This is a genomic window from Klebsiella sp. A52, from assembly GCF_018388785.1.
GTDB lineage: Bacteria > Pseudomonadota > Gammaproteobacteria > Enterobacterales > Enterobacteriaceae > Klebsiella > Klebsiella aerogenes.
The window spans coordinates 565,085-590,978 of the sequence record NZ_CP074437.1; the positions used below are offsets into that span (position 1 = coordinate 565,085).

At 52.7% G+C, this 25,894-nt stretch carries 21 protein-coding genes; 5 read left to right on the plus strand and 16 right to left on the minus strand.

All coding sequences use genetic code 11. The annotated features are described in order from the left end of the window. Positions 1-3 precede the first annotated feature (3 nt). The 5 genes from KGA69_RS02570 to KGA69_RS02590 form a co-directional block, all read right to left on the minus strand. Complete coding sequence (locus tag KGA69_RS02570) at positions 4-690, minus strand: fimbria/pilus periplasmic chaperone (protein ID WP_045395831.1); 687 nt, start codon at positions 688-690, stop codon at positions 4-6. 70 nt (positions 691-760) lie between these two features. Beyond that, positions 761-1,303 carry a fimbrial protein BcfA gene (locus KGA69_RS02575; protein ID WP_045395834.1) on the minus strand — a complete coding sequence of 181 codons (543 nt, stop codon included), beginning with the start codon at positions 1,301-1,303 and terminating at the stop codon, positions 761-763. 315 nt (positions 1,304-1,618) lie between these two features. Beyond that, entirely contained in the window at positions 1,619-2,311 is a 693-nt protein-coding gene (locus KGA69_RS02580) for a winged helix-turn-helix transcriptional regulator (RefSeq protein WP_045395837.1), read from the minus strand. Positions 2,312-2,629: 318 nt separating this feature from the next. Continuing rightward, positions 2,630-5,695: a procyclic acidic repetitive family protein gene (locus tag KGA69_RS02585; RefSeq protein ID WP_213292778.1), complete on the minus strand. Its 3,066-nt coding sequence runs from the start codon at positions 5,693-5,695 to the stop codon at positions 2,630-2,632. A gap of 88 nt (positions 5,696-5,783) precedes the next feature. Beyond that, positions 5,784-7,901, minus strand: a complete 2,118-nt coding sequence (locus tag KGA69_RS02590; RefSeq protein ID WP_045395842.1) for a glycoside hydrolase family 18 protein — start codon at positions 7,899-7,901, stop codon at positions 5,784-5,786. 390 nt (positions 7,902-8,291) lie between these two features. Between KGA69_RS02590 and KGA69_RS02595 the strand changes: the two genes are divergently transcribed. Both KGA69_RS02595 and KGA69_RS02600 read left to right on the plus strand, forming a co-directional pair. After that, on the plus strand, positions 8,292-8,735 hold the full coding sequence (locus KGA69_RS02595; RefSeq protein WP_045395843.1) for a winged helix-turn-helix domain-containing protein: 444 nt from the start codon (positions 8,292-8,294) through the stop codon (positions 8,733-8,735). A gap of 15 nt (positions 8,736-8,750) precedes the next feature. Continuing rightward, positions 8,751-9,284, plus strand: a complete 534-nt coding sequence (locus KGA69_RS02600) for a glycoside hydrolase family 108 protein (protein WP_045395844.1) — start codon at positions 8,751-8,753, stop codon at positions 9,282-9,284. A 60-nt stretch (positions 9,285-9,344) separates the two neighbouring features. Here KGA69_RS02600 and KGA69_RS02605 read toward each other — a convergent pair whose 3' ends face one another. The 4 genes from KGA69_RS02605 to dnaK form a co-directional block, all read right to left on the minus strand. Continuing rightward, positions 9,345-9,689, minus strand: a complete 345-nt coding sequence (locus KGA69_RS02605) for a phage holin family protein (RefSeq protein WP_015704339.1) — start codon at positions 9,687-9,689, stop codon at positions 9,345-9,347. A gap of 126 nt (positions 9,690-9,815) precedes the next feature. Further along, positions 9,816-10,760, minus strand: a complete 945-nt coding sequence (locus tag KGA69_RS02610; RefSeq protein ID WP_015704338.1) for a LysR family transcriptional regulator — start codon at positions 10,758-10,760, stop codon at positions 9,816-9,818. 169 nt (positions 10,761-10,929) lie between these two features. After that, a complete protein-coding gene (gene dnaJ / locus KGA69_RS02615) occupies positions 10,930-12,072 on the minus strand; it encodes a molecular chaperone DnaJ (RefSeq protein WP_045395847.1) in 1,143 nt (380 codons plus the stop codon). 87 nt (positions 12,073-12,159) lie between these two features. Next, positions 12,160-14,076, minus strand: a complete 1,917-nt coding sequence (gene dnaK / locus KGA69_RS02620) for a molecular chaperone DnaK (protein ID WP_045395850.1) — start codon at positions 14,074-14,076, stop codon at positions 12,160-12,162. A 442-nt stretch (positions 14,077-14,518) separates the two neighbouring features. On the opposite strand from dnaK, the gene satP reads away from it, so the two are divergent. Then, positions 14,519-15,085, plus strand: coding sequence for an acetate uptake transporter (gene satP, locus KGA69_RS02625; protein WP_045395854.1), 567 nt, complete (start codon positions 14,519-14,521; stop codon positions 15,083-15,085). Between the two features lie 40 nt (positions 15,086-15,125). Here the strand turns inward: satP and KGA69_RS02630 are convergent, their stop codons facing one another. The 3 genes from KGA69_RS02630 to tal all read right to left on the minus strand — a co-directional run bounded on the left by KGA69_RS02630 (position 15,126) and on the right by tal (position 18,195). Beyond that, positions 15,126-16,430 (minus strand): MFS transporter, encoded by a 1,305-nt coding sequence (locus KGA69_RS02630; RefSeq protein WP_045395857.1) that lies wholly within the window; start codon positions 16,428-16,430, stop codon positions 15,126-15,128. 113 nt (positions 16,431-16,543) lie between these two features. Further along, the gene (mog, locus tag KGA69_RS02635) at positions 16,544-17,131 is read right to left on the minus strand and encodes a molybdopterin adenylyltransferase (RefSeq protein WP_045395860.1); all 588 of its coding nucleotides are present in this window, start codon (positions 17,129-17,131) and stop codon (positions 16,544-16,546) included. A gap of 110 nt (positions 17,132-17,241) precedes the next feature. Next, the gene (gene tal, locus KGA69_RS02640; protein WP_045395864.1) at positions 17,242-18,195 is read right to left on the minus strand and encodes a transaldolase; all 954 of its coding nucleotides are present in this window, start codon (positions 18,193-18,195) and stop codon (positions 17,242-17,244) included. Positions 18,196-18,397: 202 nt separating this feature from the next. On the opposite strand from tal, the gene KGA69_RS02645 reads away from it, so the two are divergent. Further along, positions 18,398-19,828 carry an alanine/glycine:cation symporter family protein gene (locus KGA69_RS02645; RefSeq protein WP_213292779.1) on the plus strand — a complete coding sequence of 477 codons (1,431 nt, stop codon included), beginning with the start codon at positions 18,398-18,400 and terminating at the stop codon, positions 19,826-19,828. A 77-nt stretch (positions 19,829-19,905) separates the two neighbouring features. After that, a complete protein-coding gene (gene yaaA / locus KGA69_RS02650) occupies positions 19,906-20,679 on the plus strand; it encodes a peroxide stress protein YaaA (protein WP_045395869.1) in 774 nt (257 codons plus the stop codon). A 38-nt stretch (positions 20,680-20,717) separates the two neighbouring features. On the opposite strand, the gene KGA69_RS02655 is transcribed toward yaaA, so the two are convergent. The 4 genes from KGA69_RS02655 to thrA all read right to left on the minus strand — a co-directional run bounded on the left by KGA69_RS02655 (position 20,718) and on the right by thrA (position 25,889). After that, a complete protein-coding gene (locus KGA69_RS02655) occupies positions 20,718-21,017 on the minus strand; it encodes a DUF2502 domain-containing protein (protein WP_045395872.1) in 300 nt (99 codons plus the stop codon). Between the two features lie 194 nt (positions 21,018-21,211). Then, entirely contained in the window at positions 21,212-22,492 is a 1,281-nt protein-coding gene (thrC, locus tag KGA69_RS02660; protein WP_047078008.1) for a threonine synthase, read from the minus strand. A 3-nt stretch (positions 22,493-22,495) separates the two neighbouring features. Next, positions 22,496-23,425 (minus strand): homoserine kinase, encoded by a 930-nt coding sequence (gene thrB, locus KGA69_RS02665; protein ID WP_045395879.1) that lies wholly within the window; start codon positions 23,423-23,425, stop codon positions 22,496-22,498. Between the two features lies 1 nt (position 23,426). After that, positions 23,427-25,889, minus strand: coding sequence for a bifunctional aspartate kinase/homoserine dehydrogenase I (thrA, locus tag KGA69_RS02670; protein ID WP_045395882.1), 2,463 nt, complete (start codon positions 25,887-25,889; stop codon positions 23,427-23,429). Positions 25,890-25,894 lie beyond the last annotated feature (5 nt).

Sequence of the window (25,894 nt, forward strand, 5' to 3'; positions counted from 1 at the left end):
ATCTTACTGGCTCAGACAGGTTTGCTGCGGCGTGGTGGCGCCGAAATCGTTAATCGACTGGAAAGTCACCTGCCCTGTTCCGCCGTGCAAGTTTATCTCGCTTTTCGGCGGCACCATCGCATTGGCTAATTTCTGCCCGCCCACATGAATATCAACCAGCGAGACATAATACGGGGAAGGATTGGCGATACTGAGGCGGTCACCGGCACGCTGACAGCGTAACATTCCCGGCGCGTCTACCGAGGCAACAGACAAGTGTTTAGGGCGAATAAACAGTTTAATGACGCTTTGCGTGGCGATTTGCAGCGAATTCGCCGCCAGTTTACTTTTATTAACCGAGGGAATGGCCTTACTGTTGAGATAAAAAACGCTTTCCCGATCTGTCGGCAGGGAGGGGCCAACGTACATAATACGCAGCAGATTTTCTTTCCCCGGCTGAATGACGAACAGCGGCGGGGTAACGACAAAATCGGCGCTTCTGCCGCCATCGGCGTTCGCCACCCACGACTGGATTAAAAATACATTATTGCTGGAAGAGTTAATCACCGGCAGAGAAACCTGTTTATCGCCCTGCGGATAAATAACCCGGGTCGAACCCAGCGCTATGCCACCCGCATGGGCCAGTTGAGTCATTCCCAACGCCGCCAGCAGCAAGAACGAAAATAAAATCGGGGTAATTCGCGTACTCATTATTTGATAACCAGGGAGAAGATGAAATGCATCCCTCCGCTGACAACAACGGAGGAGATGCGGATACCAATCAGGAATAGACCATGCTGAAGGTCGCGGTCGCTGCGACGTTACCCGCCGTGGCCGCGCCGGTAGCGACATAATCCACGCTCAGCGGCACGGTGTTTTCACCATCAATCAGGGTGATGGTGCCGGAGGTATCGCCGATATTCAGAACCTGCCCATCCGGTCCGTATAACTGCAGCGCAACGTTAGTCGCCGCACCCGCGCCAGCGGTGTTCGCCAGCGAACCCGCGAGCGTGCTGTCCTGCTGACCATTAAAAATCACCGCCGCATTCTGGCTGACGGTGGTATCGCAATCTTCCAGTTTGATTGAGAAATCTTCTTTCTGATTAGCTACCATTCCGGCTGCAGTCAGTTTGCTGGTGCGAACCTGGCTCAGGGTAACGGTTTGATCGATAGAGTCAGCAGAAACGGAGCATGCGGCATTCACAACCTGTCCCGTAAAATTCACCGTACCACCGGAGACCGTCGCGGTATCCGCATTCGCCGCGCAGCTCATACCGCCCGCCGTCATGGCAGTCATGGCCATCACTAAAAGATGTTTTTTCATAAATAACCTTTTAAATACACAAGTCGAAAATAGAATTAATAACGAATTTTAGTACCGAGCTCTCTTCACAGAGATCTCTTGCTGGTACCGGGCGCAAAAACGTTAAAGTTTGTAGCGTACAGAAATACTATATTCAATGAATAGCAAACCAGCGCTTATTTATAAGCGCCGATAGATAATTAATTTCTGCCGTTATTTAATTATTATAAATTGGCCAGAGAGTTGCAATCGACAAAAACTGTTTTTATAGGACCACCATTAACTGACTGTTTTTACAGTAAATAAATCGTTATAGCTGTTATTTAGATACAGCAACTAGTAAGCCAGTGGCAGTTTTTTAATCCCTAACAGACGTCCACCATCAATATTGATATATCCGCCCTTTCGCAATTCAGAAAGAAGCTTCATGGTACGACTCCGCGATATTCCGGTACGACGTTGAATAAAGTTCAGAACATTAATGCTCTGGCGATATTCGTCGTTGTAGGCGGCAATTTCGATTAATAACGCACGAACCTTAAGATAAGAATCAACGCCAACCAGCTCCCGGTCGCGAACGTTCATCACCATCAGACGATAAGCGAGAAAACGAGCTACGTCGTGCCAAAGATTGCACTCATCCGTCACCTTAATAAAATCCGCTAACGAGACGGCACGACCACGGCATTCTGTTTCAGCAATCAAAAAATGCTCCGGGCGGGTGGGAACATCGTATGTCACACCGTAGCTATCTATCAGTCCAGCAATTGACGGGGCGAAAACCGATAGCACGTTCAAGCCTCGATCACTGCGGCAAATTGAGAAGATACCGGACTCCAGCAACACAATGCGGCTGCTCTGCTCTGTGTATAGTGAAAATTCTTCACCCGACTGCACGACGAAAGATTTACCAAAGGGCAAGAGCGCTGAAAATAAGGCGTCAATCGCTGCATGCGGTTTAGCCTGCTGAGAGAAAATATATGAGTGCAAGACATTCTCATTATCATTTTCGAAACTAGTTAATTTCATTATATCTTCATTAAATATCCATAATCATATGAGAAATAAAGATATACGCACATTAGTTAGCCTTCAATTAATAATAAATAAATACTAAATATAGAATAAATGTATGATGAAAGCACAAATAATCAATCATTTATTGAATAAGGTAATTCTCAAACAAATAACCAACAAAGATCTCAAAATATCAATAACTATTTTTAACATCGCACACTATTACAAATGAAATTATTTTTTATGATATAACAAGAAAGTGAAAAGGCGGCGATCCAGAATAGTACCTCTTCTGAATCACCGCCTTAACGCTACATGAAATACAGGGAATTAACTAAAGTAGCGGGGCGCCGCGTAGTACTCCACTATTTTCTCCGCCAACCAACCGCCATCTTCACCGTTGGAATGAATAGTGGTGATACTGACGGTCGAACCGCCGCCCCACAGCACGGCAAAAACGTTATAGTCCGGCAGATTTAACGCCTGCATCTGGCTCCAATCGTATCCGCCATCGCGGCGCAGAAAATCACCCACCGTCGCGACGCCATAGGTCGTGCTGTTCACCTCGGTATTTAACAGCGCCGGGGTAATGGTGTCGATATCGCTGCCAATCCGCGAATCCCCCATGAAGAAAGTACCGCCTGACGCAAAATGCGCCGCAGCGATTTTACTGGTCCCTTCCGCAACCGTCGGCATATGGCCGCCGGGGATCTGCCACAACATCGCCGGTTTCTGCAATGCTCTGGCGGTCTCCTTCACCATGCCCAGATAGTTCATCCAGCAGGTAGCGTTCCAGCCGTAGTGGGCTAAGGCATCCGGGCTGAAGCAGTCGCGTTCAAATTTATCAAATGCGATAAAGTCTGGCGCATAGTCGCCGCCGTACACGCCCAGTTCATTAATGAAGTCAGCGATCGCCGCCCCTTGTTCCCGCGGCGCGGCATTGGCGCGCAGCAGCCAATCTGCCGTGCCCGTCGCCCAGACGTTGGTCTGCCAGCCGAAAGCGATGTCCGGCGCGAACTGGCGAACGATATAGTTAATCGCCTGTACGTAGCCGTACAAATCGTTGCTGAAAGTCGGCAGCGTCGGCGCGCTGAACCCTGGCATCGAAGGAAGCGCATTAATCGCCGCCGCCAGTTGGACATTGACCTGTACGTTATTGGCCTTACGCAGCGCGGTATAGCCATAAGGCTCCTGCTGCATGGCGCCAAGGAAGTCTGGATTCAGGACAAAGGTTGCCGGAACCGGATGCTGGTCATCTTTCCAGGATTGCGCCGCCAGACACTGGGTAATGAAGCTACCAAAGTGATTGCGTAGACGCTGTTCGTCCTGCAGGTCCGATACCGCGCTGCCGCCGCTGGCATTGGCGGTATAGACCACCATCACCGGCATCACCGCACGGCCGGCGTCGGCCTCGATCTCGCGAACCAAAGGCACGGTTTTATGGATCGGTAGTGAGGCATAATCAAGGAAGCCATCGCCGTTAGTGTCCACTTCCGCCGCCGGAATCGGATCGCCGCCGCCATCAAAACCATCATATTTAAACAGCGCGCTGAACGGCACGCCACGATAAAGATCGACAGTCTCCGCTGCATTCACCGTCACGCCGCCGTGCGCCAGATAATTCGGCCATCCTTTTACCTGCAGCGGAACGCCCTGGATAAACTCAAGCGCGGCATTATTAACGCTTTGCAGCAAACGCAATGGCGCGCTGACATCACAGCGCCACGGCGTACCGGCGATATACACATCCGCGACCTGCACGCTATATTCCCCGGCAGATAAACGCAGCGGTAATTTCTGCTGACGAGTATCGCTTGCCAGCACGAAACTGTACTGGTAGCTGCCGCAGCAGAAACGATAGCGTTGAGCAGCTGCGCCCTGCGGTAAGCCTAATACCGTCACCGCGACTTCAACAAAGTTGTCGCTCGCAACGGGCGTTTTTTGTAGCGCAACGTCTGCCTGAGCCGTCGTGCCTACCTTCGGCACGAAGGTCGCAGGCTGCGCAGACGTTGTCAGCAACTGGTTGTTCATCGTCGTCGGCTGCAGGCAAATAGCATATTGATGATTTGCTAATAGCCGAGTGACGCGCTGCGGTTGGTTCGCCATCAGCGTCAGGGTACGTTCGCGTACACCTGCTTCCGACCACAGCTCAACGACGACTTCCGCGCCTTCCAGTTCATCATCCGCAAGCAGCAGCTCGATCGCGGCAAAGAGCACCGCTGGCTGATAAGCAATCGGGCACCGTTCAACGGCGTTACCGGACGAGAGTGTCAACGCATAGTTTTCAGTAACAGGTGAAATCCTCATTTCATCGTTACACAACTCCAGTACCGTCATACCATAACGACCAGCGCTCAGATCGCCGATGGTTAGCGAAGCGCCCCATTCGCCGGCAAAGCGCTGCTGGCGGCCATCCGGATACTGCAGCTCAATCTCCGGCTTCAGCGAGGTGCTCTGCGCCTGCGTCGGGAATTGCACAATGATTTGCCCCTGGCGTCCAGGATCATGGGCCAGCGTCGCCGTCAGATCGCTAAGCGCGACGGGCGTTTGCGTGGCCGAAAGATAAAACTCCAGCACCGCCGATTTACCGGAAGCCAACAGATACTCGCCGTCGTTATTGATTGTGATGGTATTTTTTTCAATCGGCCAACCGCCATCGCTGGCCAGCGTTACCGCCTGATTCCCCAGCATGGTGCCGCTAAATGGGCTGTACGGATCGGGATGCGCTGTCGCCGTGAAGCCTAATTTCAACTGATTAATATCGACGGACTGCGAATACTGATTCGTCAGCGTCAGGGCTATGCGTTGATACCAGCTGGCGGCTTTCACCTCCCCGGAAACCAGGGTCAGTCCTGCGCCGGTAATCGCCTCATCGGCGGGCGCTTCAGGTTCAACTTCATCAGCGGTATCATCCGCCGGTACTTCAGGTTCTGGTTCAACCTCATCAGCGGTGTCATCCGCCGGTACTTCAGGTTCTGGTTCAACCTCATCAGCGGTGTCATCCGCTGGTACTTCAGGTTCTGGCTCAACTTCATCAGCGGTATCGTCAGCCAGAGTTAACGTAAAGGTGGACATTTTTACCGGTACCTGGGTGGCAGCCAGGCTAAAAAACAGGGTACCGCTTTCCCCTGCCTGCAGCAGCAGTTCACTACTGTTGTTAATGATGATTTCATTGAATTCCAGGGTTCCCTGGGCGGTGTCACGCAAAGTTAACGAACGATCTCCTTTTAGCGTGCCTCCCGTATTGCCCCACGGATCCGGATGCCCGGAGGCGGTAAAGCTAATTGTCGCCAGATTCAGATCTAGCGGGCGGTTACTTTCGTTTGTGAAGGTTAAAGTGACTTTCTGGTACCAGCTATTCACATCAATCTGGCTATTTTTAATTGCAATGGTCATCAACGCGATTCCTCATTCCCTGGTGGAAAAAAGCCCCGGAAAACCGGGGCTTTGTCATGGAGCCCATACCTCGTTAAGCGCAGAAGTATTAGTAAGCGCCTAAGTCAGTCCATGCGCCGCTCTGACCGCAGTTCAGGTCAGGCTGGTCGCCCTGGGACCACCATTTCACCTGGTAGTTGTGACCTTTCCAGCTCACGGTTTCGAAGGTACCCCAGCTTGCGCCGTATACGGTGTTAGCATCCCACAGCGCGTGTGGCGCATCCTGGTCTGCCGCATCATCGGTAGAGGCGTCATCTTCAGCCGGTGTAGTATCTTCGTCTGGAACCGGAATAATGTCGGTTTCATCTTCTTCTTCATCAGCCGGTTCAGGTTCGCCCTGAGATGCTAATGCTGGCACCGCCGTCAGCACAAAACGTTGCTGAGTGGAAGGTTCGTTGTAGCAGTCACGCACAAACAGAGTGAACTGGAAGGCCGTTTTCGCGCTCACTTCAGGCACCACAAACTCAATCACTTCCGCAGTTTTATCCGCGACGGTAATTTCAGACGGTACGCCCCAGCTGTAGCTCAGTTCATCATCATCTTCATCAGAAGAATTCGCGCCTGACAGCTGGACGGTAGAACCGCCGACAACCAGCAGCTCGATAGCGGCTTTTGGCGCATGATTGACATCAGTTGCCTTATCGTCTTCTTCAGATTCATCTTTTTCTACGTTGATGCCTTCGAAGTAGAACGGTTCCATATCGATGACTTCAGATTCAATTTCATAACCCAGACCTTCACGAGCCGCGTTCAGCAACACGCCATTGTCCTGATCGATAGTCCAGGTAAACATACCACCCAGACCCAGGCTTGCTGCATATTCGCCCTTCGCTTTTACTGAACGTGGAGTATCCAGAGACATGAACAGCTTGGATTCCGGGTTATACAGGTAATCAGCATCAGCGACCTGGTCGGTGTAGACGTTGAAACCGTTACGGCCTTTCTGGTTTTCCAGATCCAGGTAGTTGTAGATCACGTCATACCATTCATTAGTGCCGGATTCGAAAGTACCGGTGGTATCGCCGTTACCTGGGTTATAGGTGCCTTTCAGCGGAGACAGCGACTCCAGCTCAACGTTACGGCCATTACGGGTATAGCCGGCATAACCAATGTTGATATTTTCAGCAGGGAAACCTTCAGACAGCAGATGCTCCACGATAGTGTTGACACCCCAACCGCCCTCTTCCAGCGCATTCAGGTTGGTGTGATGGGCAACGCTTTCCGCCCACGGGGTACCGAAGAAGTCATAGGTCATCAGGTTGATGCCATACAGACCTGCTTTAATCAGCGCTTTCACGTTGGAGTAATCAAAGGTCTTCACGACCGCGGAGCTGGCGATGGAGATTTTCACATTGCTCAGGCTGGCGGAATCCAGTTGCTTACGCAGTTCGCCAATAAGCAACGCATAGTTTTCACCATCTTCCGGGCCGAATGGGTTGCCAGCGCCTTCGGCGTTCGGGTATTCCCAATCGATATCCACTTCGCTGAACATCGGGAACTGTTTGAACAGTTTCACCACGCCTTTGGCGAAGGTTTTACGTGCGGAATCAGACGCTGCGGTTTCATGGAAGCCGTTACTCATGGTCCAGCCGCCGATGCTCATGGACAGCACCAGGTTATGGCCCTGCTGTTTCGCTTTCGCCTGCAGATCGCGCAGACCGCCAAGCAGACCTTTACAATTTTCTTGAGTCACGGTCTTCGGATCAACATCCCAGCCGCTAACGCTATGTCCAACGTTGACGTAAGACTGGAAATCACCCCATGGATCAAGGAAAGTCGGTTCGTACTTAACTTTACCGCACTGTTCCGCGCCTTCAGCCACGACGTCACGATATTGGCCATCATTTTTATGGAAACCGGTCACGCCAACGAAGCCGAAAATAATTTTATCGTAAGCCGTCGGGGATATATTGGTCAGGTCGTAGCCGCGACCGCGGTTATCTTTAGAATCGTCCCCTTGCAGGCGACCATCATACTGAGACCAGTCGGTATAATAGCCAAATACCTTCGGCTTAGTGGTTGCTGCTTTATATTTGTTATAGACCGGCTTTGCGACACGAGCTGATGTATAGCTATAGTTGCTAACTTCAGTTGCTGGGTTAAAACCATCAGCGGCGTTGCTGGTTTCGGTAAGAGTATCGCCTTTAATCAGTTTGCTGGTAGCCATTTTAAATTTCCTTTTAAGTTTAAAATTTATCGCAGTTCGTTCTGCGAGACCAATAATCCATTACTCACCCCAAATTAGCTAATCACAAAACCTCAGCAATTCATCAGCACTAAAAAATTATTTTAATGATGTCTACTCAGGAAACATCAACGTGGAATCATTGGGCAAATGAGGCCCGCCTTCCAGCAGGAAAGATAAAAAACAGACAGCATATTAAATATAATTTAGGTAGTAATTAACCGTCATTTAATTTACATGAGATTATGTGACGAAGGTCTCCCCAACAAATGGCAATACAATAAAATCGATGACAAAAAATGGATTGAGCCATTTCTTGTGCAATATATTCACCAACGACAATCAGGATGTGCAAATCTAAAGGAAGACGTTATGAAAACTTATCTCATCAATAACAACTGCATCTACAATGAACAGAAATATGAACTAAGAACGAGCTCAAACTCGCAAGTTATTAGAATGACAGCAATGCGTTCTAAATGTCTTAGCTTCATTATTGAAAACGCTCATCTGGAGATTATCGAACGCCAGAAAATCACTAATGAGCTATGGGGTAGCAGAAGTCATTTTGTGAATGATGCCAATCTAACGCAGATACTGTATTTAATCAGACGAGACCTCAAGGCGTTGGGCATAAACGATCTCTTCATTACCATCCCGCGCCAGGGATTACAGGTCAATAAGGATATCGCCATTGAGAAAGTCGAGCCAAAAAAACCAAGAGCCAGGAAGCAGTTTTTCCGTAAAACGCTGGCAGCCCTGACCACCGTCTTTTCAGTCACGCTAGGTACAATGATGTGCATGCATATTCATTAATTCAGGGAGAAAAAAATGAATCCAATTATTGATGGAATTCTGGGGCTGGAAGGCGGTTACAGCACCAACCCGAAGGATAAAGGCGGAGAGACTAACTGGGGTATCACAGAAGCAACGGCGCGAGCGCATGGTTACCAGGGGAAAATGAGTGAACTTTCTCACAATGAAGCCTATGCAATCCTGGAAACGGATTACTGGATCAAACCCGGCTTTGAACAAGTATCGCAACTTTCCTGGGCGGTAGCATTTGAACTCTGCGATGCCGCCGTGAATATTGGTCCCCATCACCCTTGCACGTGGCTACAGCGCTGGCTTAACGTGATGAACCGAGAGCAGCAGTATTATCCGGATATAAAAGCAGATGGCAGTATCGGCCCGCAAACCCTACATGCGCTAAATTCCTATTTATCGCAACGAGGTAAAGAAGGAGAAGCGGTGTTAGTGAAAGCGCTCAACTGTAGCCAGGGCGCTTATTATCTGGATATCTGCGAAAATCGCCGACAAAATGAAGAGTTCATTTACGGCTGGATTAAAAACCGAGTGACATAGTTGAGACAAACAAATCCGTAATAAAAGACTCAAGGATGAGCCTTTTATTACCTGATAATGCTATTTGAGTTTCGAACCGCCAACAGCACTTTTAACTTTTTCTCCGAGGATTTTTAAAATCGGGCCGGCAAATACACCGCCTAAACCAGCGGCTAACAGCACCATATTAAAGCTAAACCCTTTTTCGATAGCAATAGCGCTAAGGAGAAAACTGGTAAAACAAGATATGACTACCTGCGTCAGGCAGGTCATAATTCCCTGATGGGCTTCGCCAGCCTCTTCTTTATTCCTGCGAAGCAGGAAACTAACAAACCCGCCCCAGGCGCCGATAGAAATAATGGTCAGAAGTATTTCTACTTCCAGTAGTACAACTTCCGTTGTCTCTAAATGATTAGGAATAGACATAATCGCTCCTGAATAACTAAAGTTTAAAAAAGATTCATCAGGAGTGTAAGCGGCGGAATAGTGGAAAGGTAATCAAAGAACATCATGACTAACCACATCATATTAATGACGGTAAGATGAGGAAACTTACCGTCTGAATGAGGACAGCGTATGTAACATGGAAACCGTTTCATTTATCGCTGATATATTTCTACTGCTTTTGTTCCATGAAGCATAAACCTGCACGGATTTAAACATCAACTCAGGGGGCGGTTGGATAAAATTTATATCATATTTACGCTGATTTTTATAAAACAACGCCAGTTTCAAAGGTAACAGTGCAATCAATGCGGTTCTTTCTACCATGCTAACCAGCCCGGTGATAGAATCGCTACAATAGCCCATAGTACGTGAACCGTTATAATAAACATCATCTTTAAATAATCCGTTATCAGTGATGATGGTGAGTGAAGTAATCCCCGGTTGATACATGGCATGGCGGGAAGAGTAGAATTGATGCAAAGAAAGCTGCGACAGCTCGCTGAATAAATGACCTTTGGCACAAATACAGACAAAGTTTCTGAAGCTATCAATAATTTGATTATCGAGTCCGGGCTCAACCAGCGGTTCAGAACCGATCGATAAATCACATTGAGCGGTCAATAAAAGCTCTTTAGCTTTATCGCAGCTAATGTTGCGGGATGAAAAATGGTTGATAACGCCCTGCTCGAAAAGCGCGCTACCGTACAGTTGGGAAAGGTAATAACTTTCGATGAAATCGCTTCCAAGGATCGTAATCCGGGTGTCATCATCCTTGTTTTCCGGCAGAAAAGTATTGTCGACAAGCGACATGGCCTGACGGAAACTTTGGTGTATTTCGAGTGCTTTCGCCGTTGGCAGTAAACCATCTTTGCTTCTGACAAACAGCTCCTGCTGATAGAAGTTTTGCAGACGTCTTAATGCCAAAGAGACCGCGGCGGGAGTGATGGCCAATTTTTTCGCCGCCTTCGCGGCATTTCCTGCCGAAATGACAGCGTCAAGAACCTTGATTAAATTATAATCAAAGCCCTTATTGGCACCTTTCGATCCCATCCACTGTCAGCCTCTTTTATCGAAAAAAGCAATATAGATAATACTCAAAATAAATCAAATCCGGACATGCTAAACAAAGTATAGCGTTTCTATTCAAGGCTGAGGTTGGGACAGAAAAAAGCCTGAACAGGGATATTCAGGCTTGTGCTAATAAGGTGATTAAACGCAATTAACGCGTTAAATCATCAAAGAATTTTTTCACGCCATCGAAGAAGCTTTTGGAACGCGGGCTGTTTTTCTCACCCGTCGGACCGCCAAAAGTTTCCTGCAGCTCTTTAAGCAATTGCTTCTGCTTGTCATTGAGGCCCACTGGCGTTTCTACCACCACGCGACACAGCAGATCGCCCTGAGCACCGCCGCGAACGGATTTAACGCCCTTGCCGCGCATGCGGAACAGTTTGCCGGTTTGCGTTTCGCCAGGCACTTTCAGGTTAACGCGGCCATCCAGCGTCGGTACTTCAATCTCGCCGCCAAGCGCAGCCATGGTGAAGTTGATCGGTACTTCGCAGTACAGGTTATTCCCCTCACGCTCGAAGATCGCGTGCTGTTTAACCTGAACCTGAACGTACAGATCGCCCGACGGAGCGCCATGCTCGCCGGCTTCGCCTTCGCCAGCCAGACGAATGCGATCGCCGGTGTCGACGCCAGCCGGGATTTTCACCGACAAGGTTTTGGTTTTTTCAACGCGACCGTGACCGTGGCATTTATTGCACGGATCTTTAATCAGCGTACCGCGTCCCTGACAGTGCGGACAGGTTTGCTGAACGGCAAAAAAGCCCTGACGCATCTGGACCTGACCGGAACCGTGACAGGTTGGACAGGTCTGCGGCTGAGTGCCGGATTTGGCGCCGCTGCCGTGGCAGACATCGCACTCTTCCAACGTTGGAATGCGGATTTCTTTGGTAACGCCGCGGACCGCTTCTTCCAGCGTCAATTCCATGTTGTAACGTAGATCTGCGCCGCGCGCCGCGCGTTGACGACCACGACCGCCGCCGAAGATATCGCCGAACACGTCGCCAAAGATATCGCTGAAATCCGCGCCGCCGCCGAAGCCGCCGCCGAAACCGCCGCCGCCCATGCCGCCTTGTTCAAACGCGGCGTGGCCGTACTGATCGTAGGCTGCACGCTTCTGGGCATCAGTCAGGACTTCATACGCTTCTTTGATTTCTTTAAATTTGGCTTCGGCCTCTTTGTCACCCTGGTTACGGTCCGGGTGATACTTCATGGCCAGGCGCTTATACGCCTTTTTGATTTCACGCTCTTCCGCTGTTTTGGAAACGCCTAAAATCTCGTAATAATCTTGCTTTGCCATTGGTGTTTTTCAGCCCCTTAACATGCGTGCACGGGCGGAGAGGAAACCTCTTCGCCCGTGCCAGTGTTTTACCCGTTCAAAGGGCGATTATTTTTTGTCTTTCACTTCTTCGAACTCAGCGTCGACAACATCGTCGTCCTTCGCGCTGTTCTCTTGAGCGTCAGCACCGCCAGCCTGCTGCTGTGCATGCTGCTGCTGAGCGATTTCCATCAGCTTCTGGGAAGCCTGGGCCAGCGCCTGCATCTTCGCTTCGATGTCCGCTTTATCTTCACCTTTCAGGGAAGCTTCCAGCGCGGTCAGCGCAGACTCGATTGCAGTTTTGTCATCAGCCGGCAGTTTGTCGCCTGCTTCTTCAACCTGCTTACGGGTGCTGTGCAGCAGATGGTCGCCCTGGTTACGGGTCTGAACCAGCTCTTCGAACTTACGGTCAGATTCAGCGTTAGCTTCCGCTTCGCGAACCATTTTCTGAATTTCTTCTTCATTCAGACCGGAAGAAGCCTTGATGGTGATCTTCTGCTCTTTACCGCTGTTTTTATCTTTCGCGGAAACGTGCAGGATACCGTCAGCATCGATATCGAAGGTTACTTCGATCTGCGGCATACCGCGCGGCGCTGGGTTAATACCATCCAGGTTGAACTGACCCAGAGATTTGTTATCAGAAGCGCGTTTACGCTCACCCTGCAGCACATGGATGGTTACCGCGGACTGGTTGTCTTCCGCAGTAGAGAACACCTGGCTGTGCTTGGTCGGGATAGTGGTGTTTTTGCTGATAAGCGCGGTCATCACGCCACCCATGGTTTCGATACCCAGCGACAGCGGGGTAACGTCCAGCAGCAGAACGTCTTTAACTTCACCAGTCAGAACACCACCCTGAACCGCTGCGCCGATAGCCACAGCTTCATCCGGGTTAACGTCTTTACGCGGTTCTTTACCAAAGAACTCGGCAACTTTCTTCTGCACCATCGGCATACGAGTCTGACCACCAACGAGGATCACGTCGTTGATATCGGAAACGGACAGACCGGCATCCTGCAGGGCAACTTTCAGCGGCTCGATGGAACGGTTAACCAGATCTTCAACCAGGCTTTCCAGTTTCGCGCGAGTCACTTTAATGTTCATGTGTTTCGGACCGGTCGCGTCTGCGGTGATATACGGCAGGTTAACGTCGGTCTGCTGAGCGGAAGACAGCTCAATTTTCGCTTTTTCTGCAGCTTCTTTCAGACGCTGCATCGCCAGCGGGTCGTTGCGCAGGTCAATGCCCTGCTCTTTCTTAAACTCGTCAACGAGGTAGTTGATCAGACGAGTATCGAAGTCTTCACCACCCAGGTGGGTATCACCATTGGTTGCCAGAACTTCGAAGGTTTTTTCGCCGTCAACTTCGTCGATTTCGATAATAGAAATATCGAAGGTACCACCACCGAGGTCGTATACCGCGATAGTACGGTTGCCGACTTCTTTATCCAGACCGTATGCCAGCGCAGCGGCAGTCGGTTCGTTGATGATACGTTTGACTTCCAGACCCGCGATACGGCCGGCATCTTTGGTTGCCTGACGCTGAGCATCGTTGAAGTACGCAGGTACGGTGATAACAGCTTCAGTTACCGGCTCACCCAGGTAATCTTCAGCGGTTTTCTTCATTTTTTTCAGCACTTCAGCAGAAATCTGCGGCGGCGCGGTTTTGGTGCCTTTCACATCAAGCCAGGCGTCGCCATTATCTGCGGCAACGATTTTGTACGGCATGATGGAAACGTCACGCTGAACTTCTTCATCCTGGAAGCGGCGACCAATCAGGCGTTTAATCGCAAACAGGGTGTTTTGCGGGTTTGTCACTGCCTGACGTTTAGCCGGCTGACCAACCAGAGTTTCACCATCCTGGGTATAGGCAATAATAGAAGGCGTGGTGCGATCGCCTTCGGCGTTCTCCAGCACGCGAGCGGTAGTGCCATCCATAATCGCTACACAAGAGTTGGTAGTACCCAGGTCGATACCAATAATTTTACCCATCTAAACGTCTCCACTAAAAATTCGATCAACATGTGGTTGTGAACCTGTAATAAGGGCGAAACGTGCGGTTTCAACTGCCCTGACATCATTTTTTTTCAGGTTCTTCACTGCGGTTGACTACAAGATGGGGTCGCCCTGGTTTTCATCAAGGGGCAGGCCAAAAAAAATTTTTCTGGCAAAACGCAGGCGCGAGAGCAAACGACACGCCAGACGATAAAAATAGCCGGTATAACCCATACAAAAAATAAATAGTAAATAAGAACATATTCATTGGATATCGCACTCGTTCGCCGAAGAGTTGGCCATTATCGCCGCGAAAGGTAAATTGCTGAAAAATACCCCGCCAGATCATAGACAGCCTCTGCGCGCCTCATTATTATGCCGCGCCCCACCGCAAGTGGCGGGGTAATGCTTCCCTTTCTAATCATTATTTTGAGGAATTATGGGCAACACTAAGTTGGCTAATCCGGCACCGCTGGGCCTTATGGGTTTCGGCATGACCACTATTCTGCTTAACCTGGCGAATAGCGGCCTTTTCGCATTCGATGTAGCTATCCTGGCGATGGGCATTTTTTACGGCGGCATTGCGCAAATTTTTGCCGGCCTGCTCGAGTATAAAAAAGGCAACACCTTTGGTTTAACCGCTTTTACGTCCTACGGCTCCTTCTGGTTGACGTTGGTCGCGATCCTCCTGATGCCGAAAATGGGCCTGGCTGATGCGCCGAATCCGCATTTCCTGGGCATGTATCTTGGCCTGTGGGGTATCTTTACGTTGTTCATGTTCTTCGGCACGCTGAAAGCCGCGCGCATGCTGCAGTTCGTGTTCCTGAGCCTGACGGTGCTGTTCGCGCTGCTGGCGATTGGCCACCTGGTTGATAACGAAGGCATTGTTAAAATTGCCGGCTGGATCGGCCTGGTATGCGGCGCGAGCGCTATTTACCTGGCGATGGGTGAAGTGTTGAACGAGCAGTTCGGCCGTACCGTCCTGCCGATTGGCGAGCCACGCTAATGGCCTGCCGCCGCCCACAACGCGGGCGGCGGCGTTAAATTTAACGCTGCAGTTCTCCTTGCGGTAAAACCGCCTGCGCCGTCAACCCCTGACGCAGCCAAATACCCAGACCCAGCCCCATCAGCGACAGCGCCAGTACGTACCAGGCCGGCGCCATCGGCGAAACCCCCATCAGCATCGTGACGGCAATCGGCGTCAGGCCGCCGAAAATGGCGTATGACAAATTGTAGGAAAACGAGATGCCGGTAAAACGCACTTCCGCCGGGAAGGCGCGCACCATTACGTAAGGTACCGCCCCCACCACGCCGACGCACAGCCCAACCGTGCCATACAGCAGGAACAGCCGCTGCGGGCTGGCGCCGGAAAGGTGGTAAAAGGCCCAACTGGCCGCCGCTAACAGCAGGCTACCGACGATAAAAGTGCGGCTGGCGCCGAATCGGTCTGCCGCCAGACCGGCGAGTAAACAGCCAATACACAGCATAATCGTGGCGATGCTATTGGCCTGCAGGGTAATCGCCGGCGCAAAGCCATAATGTTTTTGCAGCCACACCGGCGACATCAGGATCACCACTACCACCCCGGCGGAAAGCAGCCAGGTGAGTAGCATCGAAACGATAACGGCCTTCTGGTGCTTGAGCGCCACCGCCTTCACCGGCAGCTCCTGCGCCAGCGCTTTGCGCTGTTGCATCTCAAGAAATATCGGCGTCTCCTGCAGCCAACGACGCAGGTACATGGCTACCAGACCGAACACGCCACCCAGCAGGAAAGGAATACGCCAGCCGCCGTCGTGGATACCCTGCGGCGTCATGCTGGTGTTGATAAGCGTCGCCACTACCGATCCCAACAGGATCCCAACGGTCAACCCCGCGGTCAGGGTGCCGCAGGCGATACCGATGCGTTTTTCCGGGACATGTTCGGCTACAAAGACCCAGGCACCCGGCACTTCACCGCCAATCGCCGCCCCTTGTAAAATACGCATGAGCAGTAATAGCAGCGGCGCAACGATGCCCATTGAGGCATAGGTCGGCAGCAGGCCGATCGCCAGCGTCGGCAGCGCCATCAGCAGAATACTGAGGGTGAACATTTTTTTGCGACCGACCAGGTCGCCAAAGTGGGCCATGATAATGCCGCCAAGAGGGCGCGCCAGATAACCCGCGGCAAAAATACCGAAGGTCTGTACCTGACGTAGCCATTCCGGGATATCCGCCGGGAAGAATAGTTCGCCGACGACGGCGGCGAAGAAGACAAAGATGATGAAGTCATAAAACTCCAACGCCCCGCCGAGGGCGGCCAGCGTCAGAGTTTTATAATCTTGTCGATTCAGTGCTCGGGTGTGTTGTGACATAACTGACGTTTCGTCCGCAGTAATATTACGCAATGTGTAAAGTAAAAAACACTATACCGTAAATAAAACAGCACACCACCGGCAATACAGGTTATATCAGCAATGCATTAAATTCAGGATAAAGTTTCACGCCGTGCGCTTTTCGGGCGAAAAGCTGCTACAACGCTCGCTTCCGTCTCCACATACGGCCCCTCAAGCAACTGTACACAATAAGGTACACTTGCAAAGACACCATGCACCAGCACGTTACCTTCAGCGTCTTTCACCCCTTCGAGGGTTTCCTGAATGGCTTTCGGCTGGCCTGGCAGGTTGAGGATCAGCGCCTGCTTGCGGATGACGCCAACCTGCCGGGATAGGATAGCCGTCGGCACAAAGTGTAGGCTAACCTGGCGCATTTGCTCACCGAAACCAGGCATCACACGATCGGCAATGGCTAGAGTTGCGTCCGGGGTCACATCACGACGCGCCGGGCCGGTGCCGCCGGTGGTTAACACCAGATGACAGCCCATCTCGTCAACCAACTCGCACAGCGTCTGTTCAATGATGGGCTGTTCATCGGGAATCAGGCGAGTCTGCAGTTCAAAGGGCGTTGTCAGCGCACGCGACAGCCACTCTTCCAACGCAGGAATACCTTTGTCCTGGTAAACGCCGCTGGAGGCGCGGTCAGAAATAGAAACTAAGCCGATGCGTAATTTATTCATATTCATTCCGTTCAAATAGTGCAATTAAGCGAAATGATACACGCTGGAGAGAATTACAGACAGGATTCAAAAGAAGTAGCGTGACCGGCAGCCCGGTCACGCTGGGATGATTACAGCAGGTCGCCGATCATTTTTTCCAGTTTTTCCTGGTCGATGGCAAACTTACGGATACCTTCCGCCAGTTTGTCTACCGCCATCGGATCCTGGTTGTGCTGCCACAGGAACTGGGATTCAGTAATGCGTTCCGGACGCGCTTTCACTTCGCCGCTGAACGCCAGTTTACGTTCGATAGCGCCTTCGCTTTCCGCCAGCTCTTTCAGCAGCGCAGGGGCGATGGTCAGACGGTCGCAGCCGGCCAGCTCAAGGATTTCGCCAACGTTACGGAAGCTTGCGCCCATTACCACGGTTTCATAGCCGTGCTGCTTGTAGTACTCGTAGATTTCGCTAACGGAAACCACGCCCGGATCTTCTGCCGGCGCGTACTCTTTCTTATCCGTGTTCGCTTTGTACCAGTCGAGGATACGGCCAACGAACGGAGAAATCAGGAAGACGCCCGCTTCGGCGCAAGCGCGAGCCTGAGCGAAGGAGAACAGCAGGGTCAGGTTACAGTTGATGCCTTCTTTTTCCAGCTGCTCAGCGGCGCGAATGCCCTGCCAGGTCGAAGCCAGTTTGATCAGGATACGATCGTTGCCGATACCGGCATCGTTATACAGTTTGATCAGGCGTTTCGCTTTCGCGATAGAGGCGTCGGTGTCGTAAGACAGACGGGCATCAACTTCGGTAGAAATACGGCCCGGGATCAGTTTAAGGATTTCGAGACCGATGTTCACCGCCAGTTTGTCGGAAGCATCGATAATCTGCTGCGCGCGATCGCTGCTCTGGCTGCGAGCCCAGGCAACAGCGTCGTCAATCAGCTTACGGTACTCAGGGATCTGAGCCGCGCCGAGGATCAAAGAAGGGTTGGTGGTGGCATCCTGAGGCTGATACAGCTTCATTGCCGCGATATCTCCGGTGTCAGCTACGACAGTGGTGTACTGACGCAGAGAAGTCAATTTATCCGTCATGATAGTGTTTCTCTTAAACAGCAGTTAAGGGGATGTAACCGGTCTGCCAAGATGATAACACGCCATAGGGTCAGCGCAACCGCCGACAATGCAAGAGCGCAGAGTGTGATAAACTCGACATATTAATTATCTGAATGCTAAAGGATTGTCACCGGAGTGGTAGCGCTTACACCGCGCGCCGGCATGGACAAGAGGACGTTTAATGCCTGATTTTCTCTCGTTTATCAATGAAATACTCTGGGGCTCGGTAATGATTTATCTGTTACTGGGCGCCGGTATTTGGTTCACCTGGCGAACGCAATTTGTGCAGTTCCGTTATATTCGTCAGTTTGGCAAAAGCCTTAAAAAAAGCCTCCGCCCGCAGCCCGGCGGCTTAACGTCTTTTCAGGCGCTGTGCACCAGTCTGGCGGCGCGCGTCGGCAGCGGTAATCTGGCGGGAGTGGCGTTAGCGATTGCCGCCGGCGGCCCCGGCGCGGTGTTCTGGATGTGGATCTCCGCGCTACTCGGTATGGCCAGTAGCTTCGCTGAATGCTCGCTTGCCCAATTGTACAAAGAGCGCGATAGCGCAGGCCAGTTCCGCGGCGGCCCGGCGTGGTATATGGCTCGCGGCCTTGAGATGCGCTGGATGGGCGTGGTCTTCTCGATTCTACTTCTGCTTGCCTACGGGGTGATTTTCAATACCGTGCAGGCCAACTCGGTGGCGCACGCCATGGCCTATGCCTTCGATTTTCCGATGGTCGCCGTCGGCGCCGCGCTGGCTGCCGCGACGCTGTTGATTATCGTCCGCGGTTTACGCGGCGTGGCGCGATTGATGCAGTGGTTTGTCCCGCTGATGGCCCTGCTATGGGTGGGCGCCAGCCTGTTGATTGGCCTCTGGCACTTCTCCGCCCTACCCGCGGTCTTTGAAACCATCTTCCGCTGCGCTTTCGGCTGGCAGGAAGCGGCGGCGGGCGCGGTGGGCTATACCATCAGCCAGGCGCTTACCGGCGGTTTTCAGCGCGGGATGTTTTCCAATGAAGCGGGGATGGGTTCCACGCCAAACGCGGCGGCTACCGCGGCTTCATGGCCGCCGCATCCGGCGGCGCAGGGCATCGTCCAGATGATTGGCGTCTTTATTGATACCATCGTTATCTGTACCGCCAGCGCGGTGATTATCCTGCTGGCGCCGCGCGAAAACCGCGATAATGTGGTCAGTGGGATTCAAACCATGCAGCACGCGATGGGCGATCTCATTGGCAGTTGGGGTCCTGGTCTGGTGGCTGCCGTACTACTGCTTTTCGCTTTCAGTTCGATTGTCGCCAATTATATTTATGCCGAAAATAATCTGATCTTCCTGCGGCTCACTAAGCCGCTGCATATCTGGACGCTCCGGGTCATTACCGTATTCATGGTACTGGTAGGCACTCTGGTAAGTCTGCCGGTGGTCTGGCAATTGGCGGATATTATTATGGCGCTGATGGCTATCACTAACTTAACGGCGATTTTGCTGCTGTCGCCAACGGTACGGATCCTCGCCAGCGATTATCTGCGCCAGCGTAAACTCGGCGTACAGCCGGTCTTCGATCCCGCTCGCTATCCGGAAATTCAGCAACATCTGGCGCCAGGCGCCTGGGATGAGATACCGCGTGAATAGCGCGGTAATCGCAGCAATCGCTCCCACCGTACTCTTTTTTTGTTAAAATTCGTCGAAATTCCCTGCAAGGACTGGATATGCTGATTCTGATTTCACCTGCTAAAACGCTCGATTATCAAAGCCCGCTGGCAACGACGCGCTATACCCAGCCCGAACTCCTGGAGTATTCTCAACAGCTTATCGGTATCGCCCGTAAGCTGACGGCGCCGCAAATCGGTAAGCTGATGAGCATCAGCGATAAGCTTGCCGACCTCAACGCCACCCGTTTTCACGACTGGCATCCGGACTTTACCCCGCAGAATGCCCGTCAAGCGATTCTGGCCTTCAAAGGCGACGTTTATACCGGCCTGCAGGCTGAAACCTTTAGCGAAGCGGATTTCGATTTCGCCCAGCAGCATCTGCGTATGCTATCCGGGCTTTACGGCGTGTTGCGTCCGCTGGATTTGATGCAGCCTTATCGTCTGGAGATGGGCATCAAGTTGGAAAATCCGCAGGGCAAAGATTTGTATCATTTCTGGGGCGATGTCATTACCGATAAGCTCAATCAGGCGCTGCAGGCGCAGGGCGACGATATCGTTATCAACCTGGCATCCGATGAGTATTTTAAATCGGTAAAACCGAAAAAATTGCAGGGACAGTTGATTAAGCCGGTATTCCTCGATGAGAAAAACGGCAAATTCAAGGTGATCAGCTTCTATGCCAAAAAAGCGCGCGGCCTGATGAGCCGCTTTATCATAGAGAACCGTTTAACCCGTCCGGATCAACTGCAGGAGTTTGATAGCGAAGGTTATTTCTTTGATGCGCAGGCATCGGAGAACGGCGAACTGGTGTTTAAACGCCACGAGCAGTAAGCCTGAATGCCCCCGGTATGGCGCCGGGGGCGGCACGATTAGTCGTCGTGGTGATGCCGCTCGTGGCCATGACCATGATGGCCTTGATCGTCATCGTCATCGCGATCGTGGCGGCGATAATCATCATGCGGACGCCAGCGGTCGTCGCGCCAGTCATAATGGCTCGCCCACCAGTCATGATCGCGCCAGCGATCGCCGTCCCAGTAGCGTCCATAATCATCACGGTCGCCGATTTGCAGCTTCACCGCCGGGATCAGGGTAATTTCATCTGCATGAACCAACGCAGGAGCGACCAGCAGCAGAGAAAGCGCCAGCAAAACAGGTTTCAGCATTGTCATAAGCAACCCCTTCTATTCGCCCCCATTATGGGTCGATAACAAAATATTAACCCTGCAAAACTACCCTGTTTATTCTCCGCAATCTGAATTTATGCTCTTCCGCATTTATTGGTCAGTTATACACAATCTCTCCATTTTCGGGCGTAATAAAACCGGGCGCGGAGCCCGGTTTAACGAACAGCGGAATGGCAATGCTAGCCCATCATCAGCTTACGCAGCGCGGCGAAGTCGGCTGGGAGATTGTGCGAGAGCAGTGGCAGGTCGGCGCGGTCGGCCAGTTCTTTCGGCAGCGGCAACGTCTCCTGTAGGATCTCTTCTACGCTCTCTTTGAATTTAGCCGGATGCGCCGTTCCGAGGAATAACCCATACTCTCCCGGCTGCAGCTGGTCGCGCAACGCGCGATAGGCAATGGCCGCATGCGGTTCCGAGGTATAGCCGATGGCTTTCAATTCACGCATGGTCGCTTTAGTAGTTTCATCATCCACCGCAGCATAGCCCAGTTCATTCAGACGCCATATTTTACGGCGGAATAACTCCTCCACGCGCGGCCAGTTGTTCGGTTGGCTGACGTCCATCGCGTTAGACAGGGTCGCCTGCGTCGCCTTCGGCGCCCAGTTGCCATCCTGCAGGAAGCGCGGCACGGTGTCATTGGCGTTGGTCGCGGCAATAAAACGCTTAATCGGCAGCCCCAGCGATTTCGCCAGCAGGCCGGCAGTAAGATCGCCGAAGTTGCCGCTTGGCACCGACACCACCAGCTGATTGCGGGCTTCCTGCGGCAATTGCGCGACCGCCTCGAAGTAGTAGCAGATCTGCGCCAGCAGGCGGCTGATGTTAATCGAGTTGGCGGAGTTGAGGCCGAGCGCCACCTTCAGCTCTTCATCGTCAAACGCCTGCTTAACCAGCGCCTGACAGGCGTCGAAGTCGCCGTCAATCGCCACGGTTTCGATATTGCCGCCCAGGGTACAGAACAGCTTCTCCTGCAGCGGGCTGATCTTACCGCGCGGATAGAGGATAACCACTTTGACGTTCGGCAGGCCGTAGAAGGCGTGCGCCACGGCCGCGCCGGTGTCGCCGGAGGTAGCGGTCAGAATCGTCACCGGCTTATCGCCCGCGATATGCGTCAGCATTTGGGCCATAAAGCGGCCACCAAAGTCTTTAAACGCCAGCGTCGGACCGTGGAACAGTTCCAGGCAGCCGATATCATCCTGTACTTGACTTACCGGCGCCGGGAAGGCGAACGCCGCGGCAACGCGGGCCTGTAGTTCATTCTGCGGGATCTCGTCGCCAATAAAGGCCGACAGGATTTTCGCGCTGCGGTTCACGAAATCCTGTTCCAGCATTTCGTCGATTTCGGTCAGGTTGAATTCCGGCAGATCGTGCGGAAAGAACAGCCCCTGTTGTTTGCCAAGCCCTTGCGTCACGGCCTGCGCGAAGCTGACCTGTTCGTTATGATCTTTTAAGTTATACAGTTTCATCACTTATCCCACTACTCGAGCGCCCGCCGTGTCCAGCCGGCAAATATGAACGAAGCCTTCCTGATTTTGCAGATAATGCGCGGCCAGCCAGTCGGCGACGCGCTGCGCGGTGTCCGGTTTATCGCACAACGCGAACAGCGTCGGGCCGGAGCCGGAGATACCGCAAGCCTGCGCGCCGATCTCCATCGCCGCCTGACGCGCTTCACTGAAGCCCGGCAGCAGTTTGGTACGGTACGGTTCGGCGATAACATCTTTCATTAACTTTGCCGCCAGCTGCGGCTGACGGCTATAGCAGGCGTGAATAAACCCTGCAAGGTGACGACCGTGGGCGATACAGTCCTGGCGGCGATACTGCGCCGGAAGAATCGCACGCGCTTCGGCGGTAGAGACCTTAATCCCCGGATAGGCCAGCACCCACAACCATTCATCAAAACCCGGGATCTGCTGGCTGATGATGCCATTTTCTTCGATCATCAGTTGCATACCGCCAAGGTAGCACGGCGCCACGTTATCATAGTGAACGCTGCCGGAGATGCGCCCTTCCATCTCGCCCATCAGCGCCAGCATTCGGGTTTCATTCAGCGGCTTACCACAAAACTCATTCATTGCCACCAGCGCGGCGACCACCGAACAAGCGCTGGAGCCAAGGCCCGAGCCGATCGGCATATTTTTTTCCAGGGTCATCGCCACCGGAACCGTTTTACCGATCTCGCGGCAAAAGGCTTCCCAGCATTGATAAACGATATTTTCCTGCGGCGCCGACGGTAATTTGCCGGCGAAGCGGCCTACATTACGTAGGCTAAACTCCGCCGCCGTCTCTACCGAGACGTTATCCCCCAGCAAGGTGCCGTCAACCGGCGTCACCGCGGCTCCCAGCACATCAAAACCGACGCTCATATTGGCACTGGAAGCCGGGGCGTATACTTTGACCATCTTAAACTCCTAACTTCCATGACAGGGTGCGTAGCAGGTCGGCGAACACGCCAGCCGCCGTCACGTCATTCCCCGCGCCATAGCCGCGCAGCACCAGCGGCAGAGGCTGATAATAGTGGCTGTAAAATGCCAACGCGTTCTCGCCGTTTTTCACCTTGAACAGCGGATCGTTGCCGTCGACTTCGGCGATTTTCACCCGGCAGACGCCATCTTCTTCAATATTGCCGACGTAGCGTAAGACTTTACCCTCGTCGCGCGCTTTAGCAACCCGCGAGGCGAATTGATCGTCAAGCGTCGGCAGTCGCGCCATAAAGCTTTCGACATCGCCGCTGGCGTCAAAGTCGGCAGGCAGCGCAGGCTCAACGATAATATCCGAGAGCTCCAGCTCGCGCCCGGTTTCGCGGGCAAGGATCAGCAGCTTGCGCGCCACATCCACGCCGGAAAGATCGTCGCGCGGGTCCGGTTCGGTATAGCCCATCTCGCGCGCCAGTTTAGTGGCTTCAGAAAGGCTCATGCCCTCATCCAGCTTACCAAAAATAAAGGAAAGCGAGCCGGAGAGGATCCCGGAAAAATGCACCAGCTCATCACCAGCGTTCAGCAGGTTCTGCAGGTTTTCAATGACCGGCAGACCCGCGCCGACGTTGGTGTCGTAGAGGAACTTGCGCCGCGAGCTGCTGGCGGCGTGACGCAACTGGTGATAGTAATCCAGCGAAGAGGTATTGGCCTTTTTATTCGGCGTCACCACATGGAAACCTTCACGCAGGAAGTCAGCGTACTGATCGGCCACCGCCTGACTGGAGGTACAATCGACGATAACCGGGTTCAGCAGGTGATACTCTTTCACCAGACGGATTAAACGGCCCAGATTAAAGGGCTCTTTCGCTTCCGCGAGTTCGCTACGCCAGTTTTCCAGATTCAAGCCATGGACGTTCGTCAGCAGCGCCTGTGAATTGGCGACGCCGCATACGCGCAGATCGATATGCTTGCCCTTCAACCAGCTCTGCTGGCGCTTAATCTGTTCGATTAACGCGCCGCCGACGCCGCCGACGCCAATCACGAAGACTTCGATGACCTGGTCGGTGTTAAACAGCATCTGATGCGTGACGCGCACGCCGGTAGTCGCGTCGTCGTTGCTGACGACCACCGAAATTGAACGCTCGGAAGAGCCCTGGGCAATCGCCACGATATTAATATTGGCGCGCGCCAGCGCGGCGAAGAATTTCGCCGAGATACCGCGCAGCGTGCGCATTCCATCGCCCACGACGGAGATGATCGCCAGCCGCTCCATGATTGACAGCGGCTCCAGCAGCCCTTCTTTCAGTTCGAGATAAAATTCCTCTTCCATCACTCGCTTCGCCCGCGCGCTGTCGCTTTGCGGCACGCAGAAGCTAATGCTGTATTCCGAAGAAGATTGGGTAATCAGCACCACGGAGATACCGGCGCGGGACATGGTGGCGAAAACGCGCGCCGCCATACCGACCATGCCTTTCATTCCCGGCCCGGAAACGTTGAACATGGCCATATTGTTAAGATTAGAGATCCCTTTTACCGGCAGGCCGTCTTCATCAAGGCTGGCGCCGATAAGCGTACCCGGCGCCTGCGGATTACCGGTATTTTTAATCAGGCATGGGATCTGGAACTGGGCAATGGGAGCAATAGTGCGCGGATGCAGCACCTTAGCGCCGAAATAGGAGAGCTCCATCGCTTCCTGATAAGACATGGATTTCAGCAGCCGCGCATCCGGTACCTGACGCGGGTCGCAGGTATAAACGCCATCAACGTCGGTCCAGATTTCGCAGCAGTCGGCGCGCATACAGGCTGCCAGCACGGCAGCGGAGTAATCAGAACCATTACGCCCGAGAACCACCAGCTCACCCTTTTCGTTACCGGCGGTAAAGCCGGCCATCAGCACCATGTGGTCTGCCGGGATTTGGCTGGCGGCGATACGGCGGGTAGATTCAGCAATATCAACAGTGGATTCAAGGTAGTGGCCGACGGCCAACAGTTTTTCGACCGGATTAATCACGCTGACCTTGTGGCCGCGCGCTTCCAGCAGCGCCGCCATGATAGCGATAGAGAGCTTTTCACCGCGGCAGATCAGCGAGGCATTAACGCCGTCCGGGCACTGGCCCAGCAGGCTGATACCGTGCAACACGTGTTTAATCTGCGCGAATTCCTGGTCTACGAAAGTTTTCAGCTGTGCGAGCGGGAAGCCTGGTTGAATGTCGGCCAGTCCCTGCAGCAGGTCGGCAAAAATGCGTTCAGCGTCGGCGATATTGGTAAGAGCGTCCTGACCGCTAATGGTTTTTTCAATCATTGCGACCAGATGGTTGGTGATTTTCGCCGGGGCAGACAGCACGGTCGCAACCTGCCCCTGCCTGGCATTGCTCTCCAGGATATCGGCAACCCGCAGAAAACGTTCTGCATTTGCCACTGATGTACCGCCGAACTTCAACACTCGCATGGTTC

Coding starts and splice junctions, on each gene's coding strand:
- thrC (WP_047078008.1), bottom strand. CDS start 22,492: ATGAAACTGTATAACTTAAAAGATCATAACGAACAGGTCAGCTTCGCG.
- thrB (WP_045395879.1), bottom strand. CDS start 23,425: ATGGTCAAAGTATACGCCCCGGCTTCCAGTGCCAATATGAGCGTCGGT.
- KGA69_RS02610 (WP_015704338.1), bottom strand. CDS start 10,760: ATGGGATCGAAAGGTGCCAATAAGGGCTTTGATTATAATTTAATCAAG.
- KGA69_RS02575 (WP_045395834.1), bottom strand. CDS start 1,303: ATGAAAAAACATCTTTTAGTGATGGCCATGACTGCCATGACGGCGGGC.
- yaaA (WP_045395869.1), top strand. CDS start 19,906: ATGCTGATTCTGATTTCACCTGCTAAAACGCTCGATTATCAAAGCCCG.
- thrA (WP_045395882.1), bottom strand. CDS start 25,889: ATGCGAGTGTTGAAGTTCGGCGGTACATCAGTGGCAAATGCAGAACGT.
- tal (WP_045395864.1), bottom strand. CDS start 18,195: ATGACGGATAAATTGACTTCTCTGCGTCAGTACACCACTGTCGTAGCT.
- KGA69_RS02645 (WP_213292779.1), top strand. CDS start 18,398: ATGCCTGATTTTCTCTCGTTTATCAATGAAATACTCTGGGGCTCGGTA.
- KGA69_RS02570 (WP_045395831.1), bottom strand. CDS start 690: ATGAGTACGCGAATTACCCCGATTTTATTTTCGTTCTTGCTGCTGGCG.
- dnaK (WP_045395850.1), bottom strand. CDS start 14,076: ATGGGTAAAATTATTGGTATCGACCTGGGTACTACCAACTCTTGTGTA.
- KGA69_RS02600 (WP_045395844.1), top strand. CDS start 8,751: ATGAATCCAATTATTGATGGAATTCTGGGGCTGGAAGGCGGTTACAGC.
- KGA69_RS02605 (WP_015704339.1), bottom strand. CDS start 9,689: ATGTCTATTCCTAATCATTTAGAGACAACGGAAGTTGTACTACTGGAA.
- KGA69_RS02585 (WP_213292778.1), bottom strand. CDS start 5,695: ATGACCATTGCAATTAAAAATAGCCAGATTGATGTGAATAGCTGGTAC.
- satP (WP_045395854.1), top strand. CDS start 14,519: ATGGGCAACACTAAGTTGGCTAATCCGGCACCGCTGGGCCTTATGGGT.
- dnaJ (WP_045395847.1), bottom strand. CDS start 12,072: ATGGCAAAGCAAGATTATTACGAGATTTTAGGCGTTTCCAAAACAGCG.
- KGA69_RS02630 (WP_045395857.1), bottom strand. CDS start 16,430: ATGTCACAACACACCCGAGCACTGAATCGACAAGATTATAAAACTCTG.
- KGA69_RS02590 (WP_045395842.1), bottom strand. CDS start 7,901: ATGGCTACCAGCAAACTGATTAAAGGCGATACTCTTACCGAAACCAGC.
- mog (WP_045395860.1), bottom strand. CDS start 17,131: ATGAATAAATTACGCATCGGCTTAGTTTCTATTTCTGACCGCGCCTCC.
- KGA69_RS02595 (WP_045395843.1), top strand. CDS start 8,292: ATGAAAACTTATCTCATCAATAACAACTGCATCTACAATGAACAGAAA.
- KGA69_RS02580 (WP_045395837.1), bottom strand. CDS start 2,311: ATGAAATTAACTAGTTTCGAAAATGATAATGAGAATGTCTTGCACTCA.
- KGA69_RS02655 (WP_045395872.1), bottom strand. CDS start 21,017: ATGACAATGCTGAAACCTGTTTTGCTGGCGCTTTCTCTGCTGCTGGTC.